We start from the raw sequence: 17,480 nt of genomic DNA on the forward strand, positions 1-17,480 counted from the left end.
AAGCAACAGCCGCGCGGGATCAGCGGCGGCGAACACCAACCGTTTATCGAATGGTCGTAACAAAGTGGAGAAGGGCTTGCCCTTGTTCGTCCGCCACGCCCGCGTGGCAGATTGATGAGGAAGCAATGGGGGAGGTATGAATGATATGAATATTAAAGAGCTGCAAGAGCCATACATTCTGCATAAAGGCTATGAAGCCTCTTAAATACGGTGACAGGCTTGAGGTTTTTGATGTTAGACCGCGTCCCAGCCGCTCACTCTTCGACCTGATGGATATGCTTCAGATGATGAAGGAGCGGAACATAGCGTTTCGTTCAATCTGTGTGGGGTGGATACAGGCTCGCCGTATAGGGAAGCCATCTACGCCATTGCGAACGCTGGAGGGCAAACACATCGCCGAACGCACATACGCTGGAATCGCTGCAGCGAAAGCACGAAGTTAAGGAGAATATCGGCGCTTAACTGCGAGATAATACGGGAGGCAGGCAATCAAGCAATGAAAAAAGGCATATCTGGACGAGCATTAGCTGCGCACCTCGGCGTTGGACACTCTACATTGTGTCGAACTTGTAGCAAGTTACTTAAGCTGCTTAACCACTAGCAGGCGGTGGTCCTATTATACCCATTTCGGTGGAAACTATCTGACCATCTAAGACAACTTGATGTGGCCCCACGCAAGCACCTTTAAGCACTTTACCAAATGGCTTGATTGTTGCGGTGGGGTCTATCTTTGCAAAGGCCGATACGAGACCTCCGACACTACCATCTGGATTTTTGTGTCTTGATAATAAATCGGGTGAATTTTCCGGCATTGGGTTCGTTCCTTGTATATATTCGCATTGGCGCAATAATTTGAATGCGCGATTCAAGTTAATTATTAATTAATAAAAATAAGCATAAACAACTATAAATGTAAATATAGCAGGCGTTAAAAAACTTAAAATGTTAGCTATTGTAACAAGGGCGTTTAGCACATTTTTTTTTCCGACAAATGTCCGACTATCGTCATCACTAATGCTCTGCGCTTTTGCACTTTGTTTAACATTCTCAAAATGCTCAATTAGAAATGATTTAATTTTATTAATATAATATACGGGCAAAATAAAGCAAAGTGCTGTGAAACTAGCTTGAATTAAGCTTATTGTGTCTTTAGATGAAATTTCGGCAATGCCAAATTTCACAGAAAATTCCTCTACGGACTCCGCTGCTAGTATAAAAATCCCTACAGAATAAATTAACCTATCATTTATAAGCTCTCTATTCATCGTATCGTTACTTCGTCCCCATTTGTAATGATAATCCTTGCTGTGCGGGGCGAGCCAGGGCCTTTGCGCTGTGTGATCTCGACTTTACGGATTTTTTGCCCCTTTAGGGTGTATTGTTTTGCTGATAGGGTGTGGAAAAAGCCATCCTGCATGTATGAGTTTTTGTAAGGCAGCTTTTCAAGATCAGCGATGGGGTACCGTGTAATATTAGGGCTCGGATCAACGTCAATATCTGCATTTGGATGGGCTAGTGCGTGAACCACGCCCGTAGAAAGGATTGGTAAAACAAAGACGTCATCGCCGATTTCCATGCGGTTCTCCTAGTCCCATTTTTTAGGGAAATTTAAGTATGGCGGGTCTACTGATGATCAAAGTTTTACAAATTTGTCAACGTAAAAATAAGCGTAAGAAGTTCGCGTGGCCCACTCCCTCAACGTATTGTAATGAGAAACCCATCGACATTCTCTTCAGCCGCCTCACGAACCTGAGGATCAGGATCGGCTAAAGCCAAGTCACTTCACGAAGCAGAGCGGATAATTCGCCTTTGTTCAAGCGCTTGGCTTCGGATGGATTTGGAATGCGCAGTGTCATTTTGACCTCCCTCGTTGGTGACGAGGAAAGCAACAGCCGCGCGGGATCAGCGGCGGCGAACACCAACCGTTTATCGAATGGTCGTAACAAAGTGGAGAAGGGCTTGCCCTTGTTCGTCCGCCGCGTCCGCATGGCAGATTGATGAGGAAGCGGTGGGGGAATTGGATGTCTTATTAGCACGTTATTTTCAAATTAGACTCGTTAGCTGATGGGTGAAAATGTGGGCAGTTTAAGTTGCGGGTGTGTGAATTACCTGTTAAGCAGTTCATGGCAATTTATGGTAGAAAGCTAAGCCGTTGTGCTCGCGTTTTTGGGGGAAATAATGAGAATGACTATTCTGAGGGCGGGTGTCGCCTCGGTTTCGGTTTTGATGCTGACTGCATGTTCTGTAACGGCATCTAGGCAAGAGATGGGTACCGTTCTTGGCGGCGCGCTGGGGGGATTAATTGCTAGCCAAGTTGCGGATGACAACGAGGAGGCATGGATTGCCTTTGGCATGCTTGCTGGTGGTTTTCTTGGCAATCAACTCGGTCGCTATCTTGATGAGCGCGACCAACAACGTATGGCAGTTGCCACACAACAGGCTGCTGCAACCGGGGTAGCCCAAACCTGGTCAAATCCGGACAATGGTACGGCCGGACAGGCGCGTGTGGTTTCCAGTGAAGTGAAGTCGCAACCTGTTAGTGTGCCAGTACTGCGAGAGCGGATCAATGAGGTTCCTCCGCTGGACATTATGGGCGAGACCTACAGAGCACGTGGCAACTCAAACTTGCGGGGTGGACCAGGAACTGACTATGTGGTCGTTGGTAGTCTGACGCCTGGCGAAGTGGTGAACGTGGTCGGACGAGTGCAGGGCCAGGACTGGTTCATGATTAGCCAAGGTGGGGTCGGAAGCGGCTTCATCTATGCCCCCCTACTTGAGGCTGCCCCCGGCGCTCAGCCCTCAGACCTCTCTACGCAGTTCGCTGATGAAGACGTGTATGAAACGGCGTTGGCCGATGAGCAGCTCTGCCGTACAATTGAACAGTCGATCACGCTTGCCGACGGTTCCACCCATTCCTCCTCTATGGAGGCTTGCCAGGGCGCGAACGGCTGGGTCGCCCAAGCCTAAGGAAGTTTGCGCATCAGCGAGGTGACTGATGAGGATGAAGCGGCATGGGGAAACTTGCAGGAATAGGTGCTGCACTTGCCTTGTTTGCGGCTCAATCTGACCCAGCGCTCAGTCAAGAAAGGGTGCTGGCGTCGGATGGCGCGGACGTAGAACTGACGTTGCCTGGTGATTACACATGTGCTGAAGAAGCGCCCATCACCATAACGACACGTTCGGCAGCATATTTTGATCAGGACGCAGCGACGATCCAGCGGCTCGCCAACGTTGTTAGCGCAGTCCTTGGTTTCGAGTGCTCACTGATTGAACGCATTACTCTAGTCGGCGTAACGGACGGCGTGGTTGTGTTCCGTGCAGATGCTGCGGCGACTCAAAACTGGGCGATCCAGTCTGAACCAGCTCCCCTTGAAGCGCGTGCATTGCTATTTAGCGTTCTGGAGCCAAGCTTCGGGCTTCTCGGCCCGCTGGAAACAGAACTCGCCCCCTTCAGGTCAATCACAGGTCTTCAGGGAAGCCAGCAGTACAGAGCATTCCGAGCGCAAGGTGAGTGGATCACGTCAGAAGTCGTTGATGGCGATCTCGACGCGTTTCGAGCCTATCTAGAAAACCCTGCGTTTGAATTCGCAGAATTCGAACAGGCGCTCGAACACTTTCGCAATATCCTCGCGTCAATCGAGGCGTATGCACCAGAGCAATACCCTGCCTACTTGAGCGCGTATGAAGAAGTGTCTGCGGGTTTGAAGGATCGTATATGGTCCACGAGGGTGGCGCAGGCGCTCGGTGGTGACGACATATCTCTTGCTCCGGCCGTTAGCGCATCGATTGAACTCTCTCGCAATGCGTCCTCGCCGGAATTCAAGACCTATCTAGATGACCGTGTACTGGCTTGGCTTAATGAGCAAACGGCCTGGATCGAAACGGATCTTGAGGAAGCGCCTCTCTTTGATTTGGCGTTTGCAGCCGATCAGATTGCCGCTCTGAACTCTACTGAGGGGCTAGAGGAGCTTCCGACCACCTCATCACGTATTAGCACGCTACCGGAGCTGGCCGCTCCAATTATTGCTGAACGCCTAGACGTATTGCGGGTGCTTGCGGTCGAAACGGTCGTGGCTTCAGGTGAGCGCTACACTGACGCTTCTGTCATGCTTGAGACAGCATTCGCGCTGGCGGAAGAGTTTGAGCTATCCGGCTTTCCTGACGATGCGCAATTGGTCTTCACTGACGCATTAAACGCGATCAACGAATTCTTATCGGGCGACTTGGATACCTATAAACAGGAATTGGCGGAACTCGAATGGTCTGCTGATGACGCAGAGGACGTTCAGCAGCAGGCGCTGTTGTTTGAACAATTGAGCGCCGATTTTACCGCTTTCGGGCTCTACGAGACGGCGGCGGAGACAGCGCTCCGGCGCAACAATAACGAAATCTGTCAGGGTGTGCTTCGCGATGCTCGAGTCAACGGCTTGGATTTCAACAAGCGAATCTTTGTCGATGGAGAGTGGCTAACCCTTACAGAACTAACGTGTGATCTTTTCGAATACGATCATAGAGTTACGGAATTCATTTGGGCGTTCCGGCCTGGCGTATTTAATCTCGAGATTACAGACGCGGACGGTGTTGCGACACGCTTTAGATTCAACGCTGAGAATTTCTTTACAGGTCAGAATCTCCGACCTGTCGACCAGCTTGCGCCTGAAGAGCGATCGATTGATCAAGATGATTGGGATCAATACCTAGCTGAGCTGCTTCTTCCACCTCCGAGCGGGCGACCTGACGCCAACGGAGTCCGAGAGTGTGATGTTCTCGCTGCCGACCCAAATGATCCGACGAAGCGTGCCGAAGGGGTTCACTTTCAGGGTAACGACGACCTCGATTTTGAACTCTTTGAGCGCGGTATCGATGCATGTATTGCGGCGGTCGAGGACGACCCCACAGACACACACTCTCTATACCAACTTGGTCGCATTCTTTGGTATGCAGGTGAACAAGACGAAGCAGCACCCTATATAAATGCGGCATCTGAAGCGGGCTACGCATCAGCCATTCACTATCAGGCTGAGCTGCTTCTCTCGACGTCAGAAGACCCGGATGTGTTTGTCGAAGCGTTGGAGCTGTTCGAGCGATCCGCAGATGCGGGCTATCAACCCGCGCGTCAGATGGTTCTTGAGCTCAATCCCGATGGGATGCATTTCTTCCGTGAAATTTCCCCACCAACTGAGCAAGAGATACTCAGCACGTTATCCAACCGCAATGTCAGAAGTCCGGCCTTTCTCGGGATAACAACTGCCATTGATGTTGTCGGTGTGGAGATACGGTCCTGTTTTCAGACGAATGCAACGGACTTCATGTGCGAGTATCGTCGTATCGCCTCATGCCGGATGTCGGGCGGTGGAAACGATCCGATCATGGGATTAATGAATATGGCGCTTCAGGCTGACTGCAACCAGAATTTCCCTGATTTTCATACGTTTAGGAAGCGTGAAGATGGGCGCTGGACGATGGTCCAGTCATAATCACTCAGCTTGACCAAGCACCAAATAAAAGCGCCAATGATATAATGCCTCTGATGCTTCAATCAGCTCGCCATTTCCAATCATCTTGTAAATAAGCCGCTTGCGCATACCTTCGACCGCCGACGCTAGATCGCATTGCTGCGATAGCGTGGGAAGATTGGGTTTAACGTGAACTGCTATTGTAGGAAGGTCCTTGCGGTTATCGTACGCCCACTCGCCTGCAAAGTCAGCTAGCTGGTCTAGACTTTCAATTCTGTTTTCAAAATAAACGCTGTTTTGAAAAACTCCATCGCAGATAGAAAAAAACTCTTTCCTTTCAATACTTGCATCTAGTTCGATCACGGCATTTTTGATATACTGAAGCTCCTCAGCCCATTGGTTTATTGATATTAGCACTATCGAATCCTTGTCGGGTTTGTAGTCATATGGTTTTTTGATAAGTATACATCGCGACCATCGTCGCTTGCAATAATTCGTATACGGCCCCGATCTGCCGCTCGGGGGTCAGGAACGGTGTACTCCCGATAAGTTACCCCCCGCCGCATTGATGGAAATCTCTCTCGGTTTTCAAAGATCTTGCCCCAGTTGTCACGATTTGCCCAACTCGGACGCGTTCCCGCGCGCACATGCCCATACACACTCGAAATGTTTCGTTGTACCGCCGCTGGGAGCTCGCGCATTGCGTTGCGCAATGGTAGACACCTGGAGTCGTTGTGAACCCAGACCGGCGCTGCAGTGCCACTAGTTCCAGCGACGAAGTAGCTGTGGTAGTTGGCGATTGAAAGATTGTATAGAGACGATGCGCCAGCTAGGTGTTCTATCGCCTGCACAGTTATCAGCTGCCCCCCTGCGCCAATCAGTCGATCACCGATGTTCAAGTCTTCCGCATAAACCCAATCGTCAATATCTCGATTGATAGCTGATCTGGGATTGTTTCGGTCTTGCTGCCGGAAAAAACGATGATTCAGGCTAGCCGTTAAGGTGCTTGTTTCTCCGGTAGCTACATCCTCTACAGAAATGCTCAGCATTTCAAAGTGGCGGCCTCGGTTAATCCAATTGATTTCCTGCCAACCATAATCCAATGTCTCATCACTTCTGGACCAAACAACGTCTGAAAGTGGCATCACCTCGCTAATTCGAATCAATCCCCTTTGAGTTAAGACTAATGTGTCCGGTGAGAAGGAAGCACACCTCGGTGCGCGACAGACACCTTCTGGACAGTTGTTGAAGTTTCGCCGCGCTCTTTGCAAACGGCTATTAGTTAGCCGACCAGCCGCTTGGCGAGGCGGTCGAGTGCTTTGAACTCGGTTAAGAAGCGTTCGGCGTGCATCGATTTGTTGCCGCACCGCCGCCGTCATCAAAGACGTAGGTCTTGGTGCTTGGTCATTGTTAAAACGATTGGTGATTTGTGCCCTTAACGCAAGAACGGGTCGATTTACGTTGCTCGCAATTCCTGCTCTAGAAGCGAGTGAGGCTAGGGTCTGACGCTCCGTCCGGTCTTGTCGCTCATCAGTTTCTCTGCGCTCTCGACGTTCGCGCTCAAGCCTTCTCAACCGTTCCTGACGCTCCCTCATCAATCGTTGCTGCCTGAGAGATTGTCGCTGCCTGCCAATTTCTTGCTGCCGCGCGCCCTGACGACCGGCCTGTACCTGGGCCTGTTGACGGGCGAGCTGACGGTTCGCCATTTGCTGACGCTGTTGCACAGACTGCTGTCGGCGCAATTGAATTTGTTGCTGCATTTGAGCTTGACGTTGGCGCATCATCTGCTGCTGGCGCGCGCGGGCCTGTCGCATCTGCGCTTGTTGCCTCTGCATGGCCGCTTGCTGCTGCCGCATCTGTGCCTGGCGGGCTTGTTGCTGTTGAGCGGCCTGCGCTTGTCGTTGCGCTTGCTGCCTTGCATAGAAGCTGCCGCCACCACCGCCTCGATAGCGTTGTGCCTCCACCGAAAAATCTATGATTAACATCGCGGCAATCGCGAAAAATACTATTGAGATAGTTGTTCGCATGTCGAAGTCCATTAAACACTTAAGATGCTATCTAGCAGGAACTCAAGGGATGGGCTAGTCGATGCAACTAGAAATTATAGATGACTGATGTCTTACCGATGTGGTCATAGATTCGTTCGCGAAAGTTTCATTTTGAAACCTTGCATTGTTAAATTGTTTCATCCTTTTCATAACTGATGTGCCATAAATGGCGTTGTGCGAGATGTGAGCTAAAGCTCGTTGCGCAAGGAGTGCGTTGTAGTACAACGCCGTCCTTGGCAAGGGGACCCGTTAGCACGTCCCCGTTGCATCCCCCCGGCGGTGGCTTGATTGTCTCTGATCCCGTTTCGCTCTCCTGGCACCGGGTTTGCGCTTGGCATCATAGCTGATGTTGCGCATGCCGGTGGGGAGGCTCAGGTGGGACCGATCAATCAAGCCAGTAAACGCGCGCGCGTTTAATCCGCGCTTAGGGAAGCTTCCATGCTCCCCTAAGAACCCCATGGCCATGTCATGGAGACACGTTCCGTGGGACGCTTTCAGCGCGACCAATTCTTGGGGACCAACCCTGCGCGGATTGGATGGCGATCAGGTCTTTCGAAACCCGATACCTCCAAGCCTGTTTTGCTGCCGATGTGAGGCGGCGTGTGTTTATATAATGGGGATGTACTAGTCATAGAGTCTGTATCGCACGCTTACAGACTCTATGATCACGGTTTCAACATCGGGCTCAGCGCTGATGTCAGGGTTGAACAGCGCCAAATTCATTCCGGCTTCGATGGAGCTAGCGTATGCAACACCATCAAAGCCCTGCTTCTTGATAAACTCGCAAAGATACTGACTGGGAATGTAATTGATCGCGGCGGCAGTTGGCACAACGGGCCTAGTTAATTCCGCGCCCAAGTTCTCCAGAAACTCGACATCCCCTCGTAGAGCGGGAAGGTCGCTATCATCAAACTGGAATGGTGAGATGCTTGCGCGTGGATTTCTGAGGTCTGCAATTTTTAGATTGTCTGGGGTGTTAAAGGTGCCCACACAAACGGTTTCACCGGGGTGGGGGCGAACTTCCGCTACCGCAGTCTTTTTGCTCGATGCTAGATACAAGTAGGGGATGCCTGCTGGATTGGCTCGCCCTTGCCCAGCACGCATTTTGGGTGGCGCTCCCATTTCATCCGCGCCAAACTGTCGACCATCCTTGACGATTCGCGCCCTAAACCACTGAGTGGGGAGATATATAGAATCAAGCAGGAGCTGATCCAACAATTCTGCTAGTCGTTCTTTGTTAAAGTCAGAATCTGGGAAAAAACGATTTCGATGTTGTAGCTCCTCCTTTAAGTCTCGCCAACGGTCTAAATTGACCGTCTGACACTGTTCTGACGGTGAGAAATTCCGCCGCACGATTTCGCCATCGTCAAGAATTTCCGCGAGGAGAATTTGAGCTTTCTCCGCTGACATGGACGCTGTCTTGAAAATTAGCCAATCGCCCATCAACCACTCAACAAGAGGTCGGCCACCTTCGTCGTCAGGAACATAAACTCCGATTACGGCACCGAATTGGTCACCCAGTGATCGCGGGGTGACCAATTGTTGGTTAGTCGCTTTGCAGAATGAGCAGCGGCCTGTGCATTCGCTTAGTGTGGGAATGATTTCCTCGCGAAGGTGACGATCTCCGAAGCATTCCGCACAACACAATTTTTCGACGAGCGGCATAGCTCTAGTCATCTCGTCCTAAATATTCGGACAGTGTCTCGATGTGGTGGATCATCGAAAGTTTCTTCACATAGCCTAGGCCTGGATAATGCCCTCTCGCGTGAAGGTCCCGAAACTCTTGCATCGCTGTGGTTTCAAATATCTTGCAATCCGCAGAATCTAGTTCCCGGATTAGTTTTCGCAATGCCTCGGCGAATTTACCGGCTGGGTTCTGAGGGGACTCTTGACTGTCCGACTTAAAGTGATGGACGTCCATCACGTCGTCTCGCTCATCATCGATATAGGTGATGTGGATGGCTACGGTATACGCTGGGCCTCCGCCCTCGGAGTAATCATCCCCGACGATCAGGAAGTCTCCGAACCCTGTCATGTTCTCGTCTTCGTAGGTGATATGTAGGTCGGAAAAGAATTCAGAATCAGGATGATCGCGATTTCTCCGCCGTTCAAACCCATCGCTTACCAAGATGCGTGATGCATGTCCTCGGAAATGGCGTCGATACAACCTGCCGCCACTGCGTTCGTCTATGAAGATGCTAGTAGTGATATTCGGGAAGTCGGCCACGACACCGGCCAAAGCCCCTCCATCTGCGAACCCGTAGTGGATGATTGCGACCTCTTGGTCAGAATAAAGATCGCAAAGGCCCCGAATTTCGTCGAGTTCCGCTTCTTCATCCAACATCAGACCTATAACAAGCTGATCTGTGTCGCGAAATGTTTCGGTCAGCAATTGGGTGATGGGCATATGGTTTCTGGCGTGATCACCAATCGCTGGATTGGCGATGACAATCGCTTGGGCGCCTTCCTCGAACAGAGCATCTAGGGCGCGGGTCAACCCGGACAACTGCCCCTTCACTGGCTCAATGATCGGCACAAAGCCGCTTGCGGCGATAAGTGACGCCCTGTCCCGTAGGGTGATCAATTCGTATTGCTTGCCGCGAAAATATGGATGATACATGCCTATGCCCACTCCAAGGCGTCGCTAATAGATAAGCCCATCGTGCTAATCAATCGGCTGTGATCTTGCCGACGAATCTTCGAAGTGAGGGCTGCTGAGTATAGGCACGATGGAAGTTCATTCACCAATTCCGAAAGCGCAGTCAGCTTGCGCGTGTGCTTCAGGGTGCTGACCATTTGTGTGTGTGCAACGCTACCAGGGATTTGAATAAAAAGTTCGCGGCAGGCGTCATATAAGCGCGTGTTTGGCACTTCCGGGACATCAATCAACAAGTTGCGAAGTATGATCTGAGCCTCGTGTAAATTTATTGACTCAAAGATTGTATCTGCCCGAGTTCGTTCCGGCTTGTTTTCGCCTGTACGGATTGTTGAAATCCGATGCTTTGAGGAAAGCTCCATGACGCCTATCTCTGGCGGGGTCATGTCTAGGACGTGATCAGTATGGTTTTCTCCGACGATGACGTTCACTGTCGCAAAAACGTTCATATACGCGCCTATCTGCCGTTCTAGACGCGTGAGCGTGTCTCGTTCGGATTTGATTTCATAGACGGTCCCAGTGCCATTGAGGATAACAACGTCCGCTTTGCAATCCCCCACCCGAAACTCTGTGATCATCGATGCGGTCTGTAGGGAGTGAGTACCCAGTAACACCTTGTTCGTAATTGCCGATTTATAAATGTACTCGTGACGATGTGCCTTGCGACGCAGCGCGCGGAATGCAATCTGAAAGCATTTTTCGAGAGTTTCCGTCGGGAGAAGTTGTTCGGCCAAGCCAGATTCGCGTAATAGGCGGGCAAGCAGGGGCGAGCCGCCGTAACGACTCAGTTCTTGAAGAACTTTGGCCGAAAACAAGCGAGCGGTTGCGGAAATGTCTATGTTTTCAATATTCTTCATCTTTCCCCTTAGAGTGCACTTGTTACCGTATGCACCACCTGAATTCTAGAATAATTAACAGGATAATGAAACTGAAATCTAGAGCCATTATATTAAAAGAATCTGATGATTAGGTGGTTTTTGAAGTGTGAGTTCGGTCATGCCGGACGGCGGTGGATGGTTTAAGTGGTTCGGCAATAACAACCTCTACATGGAGGTCTTAAGCTGGGACAAGGTGCTGCGTGACGCCGAAATGCGCAACAGTATCTTCTTCCATAAGCTTGGCATCAAATAATGTTTTGTCTTTGTCTCCCCTGCCTTGAATACCCGCAAAATAGCGGCTGCCATGCCGGTCACAACAGTCCTTCCGCGCCACGGCCTTAAGGCCCCGTGAAGGCTATTGTGTCCGCCATTTAAGATCACCCGCTGTTCCTTTTTGCGTTCAAAGCAAAGGAGGAACACATGACCAACATTTATCACGCTACACCTTACGATATTTCAGCAACGGGCTTTTACTTCAGCACTTACGAAGATTATCTCGAAAAATTCGCATCTCACCGCAATGAATATGGTGATCCGGTCGAGGAATATGAAATCCAGTTCATCGACGGCGATAATTATGAGGTTTTTTCAGCCATCGGTGTCAATCAGGCCAATCTCAAGCTTTGGTTCGAAGCGTTCGAGGCTCTGGACGAAGATGATGCCGTCAAGGTGATTTATTTGGCCGATCACTTGGGCTGTACAACCGATGAGGTTTTGGGCCATCTTGATGATGTTTATCTTTTTAAGGGTGCGGCGCTCGAATATGCCGAGCGTTATATCGAGGATACCGGGCTCTTAAGCGAAATCCCAGAACATTTGCGTTATTACTTCGATACCGAAGCCTTCGCGCGGGACATGGTCCTGGGCGGTGACATCACTGAGGTTGAAATCATGGGTCAAAAATGGGTTGCGTGTCCCCATTGACACGCCTTGCACGATACAATGCCTCACCGCTCACGCTCACGCTCCGGCCCCGGAGCGGGGCGGTTTTTGTTTATGCCATGAAGACGCTCCCTGGCTGTTGGGCGTTGGCGCAAGCGGCTTAGCGCCTCTTGATGTCTGGCGGAGATGCCGGGCGGCGCGTGGGGTTGAGCGGCCCTGTCAAAGGCGAGTTTGGCTGAAGCCTGAGCCTGAGTGTTTTTGCGCAAGGTTTCATAGTGCTGGCGCTGCGCCTCAAGGCGTAATTCCAGGGCCTTTGCCTGCTGGCGCGCCTGTTCGCGTTTTTGGTCCAGGTTTTTGCGTTGATCAATATGGCTAAGGATTAAGGCGTCTTTTTGTGCCCGGTCGCGTAAGTGAGCCTGATAGGCGTCATGCTCGTTCTGCCGGGTGATCCGGCGATGTTCCCCGCGCAAATGGTCCCATACCCCTTTCAGGCCCGGCCTAAACCGTGCCTGTCTTTCGCGCGCTTCGGCCCAGTGGCGGCTTTCTATGTCTTTGGCTTGTTGTTCGCGTTCTGCGCGTTGACGTGTGATCAGCGCTTGCTTGCGGGCTTCAAACGCTTCGGCCTCGGCCTGATCCTTCTGCGCGGCTTCGTGTTTTAATCGCTCCATCGCCGCGATCATGCCGCGCGCGATTTTGTCCCTGGCTTCATCCATGGAGGGTAGAGCCGCCGCACCGCCAAGGCGCTGGCGTATGTCCCTGGCCTTAACGCCCGCATAGCGGGCCAGCGCATAGGGCTCGCCCGTATGATCAACCGCCACAAAACCGCGCCGATCACCGCGCGCGAGGGTTAAGCCGCGGTCTTCCAAAGCGTGGGTCAGCGCCGCCGGGCTGTCAGAAATCGCCCAGGCCTCTTGAATGGCGGCCTTAATTTCTCTGGGGTTGACGCCCTGGCGCTGGCATTGCTGCCATTCTTCCAGGGAATAATTTTTAGGGTCCCGCAAGGACCGATCCGTCATGCCGCGCGGGGTGTCCCATCCATGTTCACGGTAAAGCTGCCGCGATAAATCACGCAGCTTATAGCCCGAATGGGAGAGCTGAATGGCTTTCATGGTATCTGGGTCGATGCGGCTCCACACCGCGTGGGCATGGCGGCGGCCTTCTTTTTCATGAAACACGACGGCGCGGGGCTGTCCGCCTAAGCCTAAGCGCTCTTCAGCTTGGTCAATGGCGGATTCGAAGGTCTCGGTGCGAACCTGCTGATCGGGCGGCGGGTTCAAACTTAAGGAAAAGAGATATTGCTTACACCGTGTTGCCCGGCTGAGCGCCTCAACCTCCCGCAAAGCGCCTTTGAGATCACTGGCCACAAAACCGCGCAGCTCATGAACGCTGACATGATCATTCTCATCCTTGAGCAGATGCGCCGCCAAATCACGCGCGCCGCCGCGTTGATTACCGATCAGGATCATGGCGGGCCTCCGGGCTTAAGGCCGAGCCCAGCCATCAACGCATCACGCATCGCCTCAATGTCGGCGCAAGCCTCATGCAGCTCATCAATCAGCTCCGGCGTGACCGGCAATGCGCCCATATGGGCGGCTTTGGCGATTTGATTGAGGTTTGACGACAGGCGCGATTGCCCGAGCGCACTTAAAAGCCGGGCTAGAGCCACCTCATCGGCGCGGGGTTTACGGCGCTCGCTGGCGCGCTTTGACACCTTATCGCCCAGCAATTGATCACGGATATAAGCCCCCAGGGGCCGCCCGCCCGCCATCGCGTCCAGCGCCGCGCGCTCTTCAAAGGTCAAACGCAAGGAAAAAGGCGGGGGCGAACCCGCCTTGGGCTTGCCTGCGCGGGCAAAGGATTTGGCCGCAGAAGCCTTGCTCTCCGGGGCCTTCATGAATCCATCCCCAGATTATTAGATGACCCCTGATCCAAATGCTCGAGTTCACGCGTCCAATCATCTAAAACACTGAAAAGCTGGTTCAAGTCGAGTTGGTCGACCTGCACCATTTTTCTCTTAAAAATTAAGTTCCTCGCTCACGCTGCGGGCGCGCGGTCGCGCTTGCGGCCCGATAGGCCGTTTAAAGCGCCCTCAAATATAAAAGCGAATTGTCATCCCGGACGAACTTTAGTGAGATCCGGGATCTATCGAGTTTGCCATGAAAGCGCATAGATCCCCGATCACGTCGGGGATGACAGGTTTTTTATAAAGTCCTCGCTGACGCTGCGGGCGCGCGCTCGCGCTGGCGAACCTATGGTTCGATTATCTATACATCCTCGCTGACGCTGCGGGCGCGCGCTCGCGCTGGCGAACCTATGGTTCGATTATCTATACATCCTCGCTAACGCTAGGAGGACACAGCAATAAGGATCGCGGCCCCGGACGTGATCCGGGGTCCAGAGACTAAAGCCCCGCCAAATCCATCTCCACCGCTGTTGCCGCGCGAAGGCCTGAGCTGATCGCGCCATCAACATAGCCCGACCAGGCAATCGCGGTTTCAGTGCCGGCCCAATGGATCCGGCCATGGGCTTGGCGCACGCTATGACCATATAGGGACAAAGCGCCAGGCGGCATGAAGGCCCCATAACAGCCCTGCGACCAGGCTTCGCGTGTCCAGTCCCGCTCAAAATATTCAATCGGGGTTAAAGCCTGATCGCCAAACCCGCGCTGCAAAGTCTTCAACACCTCCTGCTTGCGCGCGTCTTGGGTCTTCTCACTCCATTGCGCCGCACAGCGCGCATCAAAGAAGCCCGCCAGAAAGCCCCTCTCACTGCCAGGCGGTGTGGCATCAAACACCGGGGCAAAGGCGCTATCTTCATAGAATAAAATGCCATTCCAGCCCGCATCACGCCAGAAAGGACGCTCATACGCCACCCAAACCTTGATACACGCCCCCATGATCTGGCGTTTCAATAATTCCTGGCGCGCCATGGGTAAGGGGGGTGAAAAGCTCAACTGTTGCACCAAGCCTGGCGGGATCGCCACAATAACCTGGTCGGCGTGATAATTGGCGTCCTGGGTTAAAACTTGAACGCCCGTGTCGTCTTGATCTATGGCCTTAACCGCTTGATTGAGCGCCACAACGCCGGGCATCTCAGCGCTCAATTGCTGGGCCATCTGCGCCAAGGTGTCATGAAAGAGCAGGCTTTGCGCCCCGCCGGGCTTGGCCTCGATCAAAACTTCAAGCCCCCCTGCCGCTTTGACATAGAAGAGGAAGAAGAGAAAGGAGAGCTCCTCAGGCTCGGCACAAAATACCGAGCGTACAATCAAGTTTAAAATCGCACGCACGCGCTTGTTTTTGATATGACGATCCGACCAGCTGGCGACACTATAGGCATCAAGGTGCGCGGCCTGATCACCCGCCCATGGCGCAGCTGGATCAAGAGTTTTGAGATAGCCATTGAGCTTGACGAGGAGAAGGCCGAGCTGAACCTTGGAGATTAAGCCAATCGCATCTTCAAAAGCTTCCCCTTTGGCACGAAAGGCATACCCCCCGGCCTGGCCCTGGCTTTGTCCCTCTAAGGGTGTAGGATAGGTCTTCGCGCCCAGACGTGCCGCCAGAGTTTTCAAGTGAATTTGCGTCGGGCCCAGCCACATCCCACCGGCATCAATATGGCGTCCAGCAAAGTGCGCCATCTCCGTACGCCCACCTACACGATCGCGCGCTTCAAGCACACGCACCTTATAGCCTTGGGATGTTAAATGCTGCGCCGCGGACAGGCCTGCAAAGCCCGCCCCAACAATAATACAGTCAAAACGCTGCATGGGTTTTCCTCGCCCTGATTTGGAGCCCTACGGCCCTCGCCTCTTATGACACGTCGGCTTTGTTTTTTGAGGCGTTTTCATGAAGCGTGGAATATCGCTTAGGCGAAGTCAATAATATTTTATAATTAAAGGGAGGCAGGGAACTTTACGCATCTGCAGCAAAAAAGGCGGACCTGAGGCCCGCCTTTTTCTAGTCTTTTAAGCCGATAAACCGGACTTATTTGAACTTAATTTCGTCTTGCTTGGTCACGACCTGATGGCACAGACCATAGTCAATCGCTTCTTTGGCAGACAGCCAGAAATCACGATCGGTATCTTTCTGAATACGCTCCAAAGGTTGGCCGGTCGCATCTGCAAAGATCTGATTGAGACGCTCACGCATGATTTTCATTTCACGCACCTGGATCTCGATATCAGAGGCCATACCGCCTGCACCGCCAGAGGGTTGGTGCAAAAGGAAGCGGGTATTGGGCAAGCAATAGCGGTCTTCTTTTTCCGCGCCGACATAGATGAGCGCGCCCGCGCTGGCGACCCAGCCCGAGCCCAAGGTGATCACGCGCGGCTTAATAAAGCGCATGGTGTCGTGGATCATATCCCCTGATTCGACATGGCCCCCTGGAGAGGACACGACCATCAAAATCGGATCATCGCTTTTTGCGGCCATGGCAAACAGCTGGGCACATACGGTGCGGGCCATTTTGTCATCCACCCCGCCGGTGATCAGGATGGTGCGCGCTTCAAACAGCGCCTTGCCTAAAAATTCAGGAGCGGCTTTGGCAGCATCGGCCTCGCCCTCTTCCTCGTCATTGCGGATCAAGCGATTATCATACGTCAAAGACATGAGCATCCTCATCAGTCTTACAAGTGAAATAGCCAAGGCGGCCTTAGGCGGGATCTGTGAACCCGAACCGATCCACAGACATTTATACCTGTTCTAGGCGATAACAGTTATCTGAAGGTTAGGAGCGTGATCGCCCTTGCACAAGGGGCAAGACTGCGCCGCTTTACACTTTCAAAAACCGACTAAAGCCCTGTAGCTCACTTTCCACCGCTTTTAAGCGCGCTTCATCAGCGCCACGCGCGACCAAAACCACGCCGCGGGTCATCTCACCGGCCTCATTGTCTTCAAACCAAGGGTATGAGCCTAAAGACAGATCAGGATAATTCAGCGCGGTTTGCCCCAGGGCTTCGGCGATATCGCCTTCACGCACCCCATCAAGACGCACACTGATGGATTGGGTGACGGCCCCGCCCTCTAAGCGATCGGCAATATCCTCCAACATGGCGCGTACGATTTTGGGCACCCCGGCCATGACGAAGACATTGTCTAATTGGAAGCCCGGCGCGCCGGTCACAGGATTGGCAATCAGCCGCGCCCCATCGGGAATACGCGCCATGCGCAAGCGGGCCGGGGTCACTTCGGTGTTGGAGCGCGCATACCAGTCTTCCAGAATTGCGCGGGCATCATCGCGAAGGGTCAAGGCCACATCAAAGGCCGCCGCCACGCATTCGGCTGTGATGTCATCATGGGTCGGGCCAATGCCGCCGGTGGTGAAGACATAGCGATAGCGCGCGCGCAAAGTATTGAGGGCTTCGATGATCTGATCGGCCTCATCGGCGACAATGCGCACTTCACCCACGCTGAGGCCCAAGGGAGCCAGAAAGCTCGCGATTTGCTGCACATTGATATCGCGCGTGCGTCCTGAGAGGATTTCATCGCCAATGATAAGAATGGCTGTCTTGACCGGTTCCATTGTGCTCGTCTCCGCTTATCATACCCTATCTTTTGTAGACCTT

General features: G+C 52.6%; 17 protein-coding genes. 5 read left to right on the plus strand and 12 right to left on the minus strand.

Annotation, left to right across the window (positions count from 1 at the left end; translation table 11 throughout):
- Positions 1-881 precede the first annotated feature (881 nt).
- Both H151_RS0100015 and H151_RS0100020 read right to left on the minus strand, forming a co-directional pair.
- Positions 882-1,265, minus strand: coding sequence for a hypothetical protein (locus H151_RS0100015; protein WP_019959558.1), 384 nt, complete (start codon positions 1,263-1,265; stop codon positions 882-884).
- Positions 1,262-1,576 (minus strand): hypothetical protein, encoded by a 315-nt coding sequence (locus H151_RS0100020; protein WP_019959559.1) that lies wholly within the window; start codon positions 1,574-1,576, stop codon positions 1,262-1,264. Before H151_RS0100020 ends, H151_RS0100015 begins: the two co-directional genes overlap by 4 nt.
- 602 nt (positions 1,577-2,178) lie before the next feature.
- Between H151_RS0100020 and H151_RS0100035 the strand changes: the two genes are divergently transcribed.
- Both H151_RS0100035 and H151_RS0100040 read left to right on the plus strand, forming a co-directional pair.
- A complete protein-coding gene (locus H151_RS0100035) occupies positions 2,179-2,967 on the plus strand; it encodes an SH3 domain-containing protein (RefSeq protein ID WP_019959562.1) in 789 nt (262 codons plus the stop codon).
- Positions 2,968-3,011: 44 nt separating this feature from the next.
- Positions 3,012-5,477, plus strand: a complete 2,466-nt coding sequence (locus tag H151_RS0100040; protein WP_019959563.1) for an SEL1-like repeat protein — start codon at positions 3,012-3,014, stop codon at positions 5,475-5,477.
- Here H151_RS0100040 and H151_RS0100045 read toward each other — a convergent pair whose 3' ends face one another.
- Both H151_RS0100045 and H151_RS17850 read right to left on the minus strand, forming a co-directional pair.
- Entirely contained in the window at positions 5,478-5,873 is a 396-nt protein-coding gene (locus H151_RS0100045; protein WP_019959564.1) for a hypothetical protein, read from the minus strand.
- The gene (locus tag H151_RS17850; protein WP_407703486.1) at positions 5,873-7,051 is read right to left on the minus strand and encodes a polymorphic toxin-type HINT domain-containing protein; all 1,179 of its coding nucleotides are present in this window, start codon (positions 7,049-7,051) and stop codon (positions 5,873-5,875) included. The genes H151_RS0100045 and H151_RS17850 overlap by 1 nt, the downstream gene beginning before the upstream one ends.
- On the opposite strand from H151_RS17850, the gene H151_RS17665 reads away from it, so the two are divergent.
- Positions 6,977-7,438, plus strand: coding sequence for a hypothetical protein (locus H151_RS17665; protein ID WP_019959566.1), 462 nt, complete (start codon positions 6,977-6,979; stop codon positions 7,436-7,438). The two genes, H151_RS17850 and H151_RS17665, sit on opposite strands and share 75 nt — an antisense overlap.
- Positions 7,439-8,128: 690 nt before the next feature.
- On the opposite strand, the gene H151_RS0100060 is transcribed toward H151_RS17665, so the two are convergent.
- The 3 genes from H151_RS0100060 to H151_RS0100070 are packed head-to-tail and all read right to left on the minus strand — an operon-like array spanning position 8,129 to position 11,017.
- Positions 8,129-9,169, minus strand: a complete 1,041-nt coding sequence (locus tag H151_RS0100060; RefSeq protein ID WP_169336683.1) for an RES family NAD+ phosphorylase — start codon at positions 9,167-9,169, stop codon at positions 8,129-8,131.
- A gap of 4 nt (positions 9,170-9,173) precedes the next feature.
- A complete protein-coding gene (locus H151_RS0100065) occupies positions 9,174-10,124 on the minus strand; it encodes a sce7725 family protein (RefSeq protein WP_019959568.1) in 951 nt (316 codons plus the stop codon).
- 2 nt (positions 10,125-10,126) lie between these two features.
- A complete protein-coding gene (locus tag H151_RS0100070; RefSeq protein WP_019959569.1) occupies positions 10,127-11,017 on the minus strand; it encodes a sce7726 family protein in 891 nt (296 codons plus the stop codon).
- A gap of 139 nt (positions 11,018-11,156) precedes the next feature.
- On the opposite strand from H151_RS0100070, the gene H151_RS17785 reads away from it, so the two are divergent.
- Positions 11,157-11,291, plus strand: coding sequence for a hypothetical protein (locus H151_RS17785; protein WP_019959570.1), 135 nt, complete (start codon positions 11,157-11,159; stop codon positions 11,289-11,291).
- A 167-nt stretch (positions 11,292-11,458) separates the two neighbouring features.
- Entirely contained in the window at positions 11,459-11,962 is a 504-nt protein-coding gene (locus H151_RS0100080; RefSeq protein ID WP_019959571.1) for an antirestriction protein ArdA, read from the plus strand.
- A gap of 23 nt (positions 11,963-11,985) precedes the next feature.
- On the opposite strand, the gene H151_RS0100085 is transcribed toward H151_RS0100080, so the two are convergent.
- The 5 genes from H151_RS0100085 to H151_RS0100110 all read right to left on the minus strand — a co-directional run bounded on the left by H151_RS0100085 (position 11,986) and on the right by H151_RS0100110 (position 17,437).
- On the minus strand, positions 11,986-13,386 hold the full coding sequence (locus H151_RS0100085) for a relaxase/mobilization nuclease domain-containing protein (protein ID WP_019959572.1): 1,401 nt from the start codon (positions 13,384-13,386) through the stop codon (positions 11,986-11,988).
- A complete protein-coding gene (locus H151_RS0100090; RefSeq protein WP_019959573.1) occupies positions 13,383-13,814 on the minus strand; it encodes a hypothetical protein in 432 nt (143 codons plus the stop codon). The genes H151_RS0100085 and H151_RS0100090 overlap by 4 nt, the downstream gene beginning before the upstream one ends.
- A 507-nt stretch (positions 13,815-14,321) precedes the next feature.
- The gene (locus tag H151_RS0100100; protein ID WP_019959575.1) at positions 14,322-15,683 is read right to left on the minus strand and encodes a flavin monoamine oxidase family protein; all 1,362 of its coding nucleotides are present in this window, start codon (positions 15,681-15,683) and stop codon (positions 14,322-14,324) included.
- A 217-nt stretch (positions 15,684-15,900) separates the two neighbouring features.
- Positions 15,901-16,524, minus strand: coding sequence for an ATP-dependent Clp protease proteolytic subunit (locus H151_RS0100105; protein WP_019959576.1), 624 nt, complete (start codon positions 16,522-16,524; stop codon positions 15,901-15,903).
- A 163-nt stretch (positions 16,525-16,687) separates the two neighbouring features.
- Positions 16,688-17,437 (minus strand): competence/damage-inducible protein A, encoded by a 750-nt coding sequence (locus tag H151_RS0100110; protein ID WP_019959577.1) that lies wholly within the window; start codon positions 17,435-17,437, stop codon positions 16,688-16,690.
- Positions 17,438-17,480: the final 43 nt, after the last annotated feature.

This window comes from Woodsholea maritima DSM 17123 (genome assembly GCF_000382325.1).
GTDB classification, from domain to species: Bacteria; Pseudomonadota; Alphaproteobacteria; order Caulobacterales; family Maricaulaceae; genus Woodsholea; species Woodsholea maritima.

What these genes read in the sequence shown, in the direction of transcription:
- H151_RS0100015 (WP_019959558.1), bottom strand. Translation starts at nt 1,265, where the DNA reads ATGAATAGAGAGCTTATAAATGATAGGTTAATTTATTCTGTAGGGATT.
- H151_RS0100020 (WP_019959559.1), bottom strand. Translation starts at nt 1,576, where the DNA reads ATGGAAATCGGCGATGACGTCTTTGTTTTACCAATCCTTTCTACGGGC.
- H151_RS0100035 (WP_019959562.1), top strand. Translation starts at nt 2,179, where the DNA reads ATGAGAATGACTATTCTGAGGGCGGGTGTCGCCTCGGTTTCGGTTTTG.
- H151_RS0100040 (WP_019959563.1), top strand. Translation starts at nt 3,012, where the DNA reads ATGGGGAAACTTGCAGGAATAGGTGCTGCACTTGCCTTGTTTGCGGCT.
- H151_RS17850 (WP_407703486.1), bottom strand. Translation starts at nt 7,051, where the DNA reads ATGAGGGAGCGTCAGGAACGGTTGAGAAGGCTTGAGCGCGAACGTCGA.
- H151_RS0100060 (WP_169336683.1), bottom strand. Translation starts at nt 9,169, where the DNA reads ATGCCGCTCGTCGAAAAATTGTGTTGTGCGGAATGCTTCGGAGATCGT.
- H151_RS0100065 (WP_019959568.1), bottom strand. Translation starts at nt 10,124, where the DNA reads ATGTATCATCCATATTTTCGCGGCAAGCAATACGAATTGATCACCCTA.
- H151_RS0100070 (WP_019959569.1), bottom strand. Translation starts at nt 11,017, where the DNA reads ATGAAGAATATTGAAAACATAGACATTTCCGCAACCGCTCGCTTGTTT.
- H151_RS17785 (WP_019959570.1), top strand. Translation starts at nt 11,157, where the DNA reads ATGCCGGACGGCGGTGGATGGTTTAAGTGGTTCGGCAATAACAACCTC.
- H151_RS0100080 (WP_019959571.1), top strand. Translation starts at nt 11,459, where the DNA reads ATGACCAACATTTATCACGCTACACCTTACGATATTTCAGCAACGGGC.
- H151_RS0100085 (WP_019959572.1), bottom strand. Translation starts at nt 13,386, where the DNA reads ATGATCCTGATCGGTAATCAACGCGGCGGCGCGCGTGATTTGGCGGCG.
- H151_RS0100090 (WP_019959573.1), bottom strand. Translation starts at nt 13,814, where the DNA reads ATGAAGGCCCCGGAGAGCAAGGCTTCTGCGGCCAAATCCTTTGCCCGC.
- H151_RS0100100 (WP_019959575.1), bottom strand. Translation starts at nt 15,683, where the DNA reads ATGCAGCGTTTTGACTGTATTATTGTTGGGGCGGGCTTTGCAGGCCTG.
- H151_RS0100105 (WP_019959576.1), bottom strand. Translation starts at nt 16,524, where the DNA reads ATGTCTTTGACGTATGATAATCGCTTGATCCGCAATGACGAGGAAGAG.
- H151_RS0100110 (WP_019959577.1), bottom strand. Translation starts at nt 17,437, where the DNA reads ATGGAACCGGTCAAGACAGCCATTCTTATCATTGGCGATGAAATCCTC.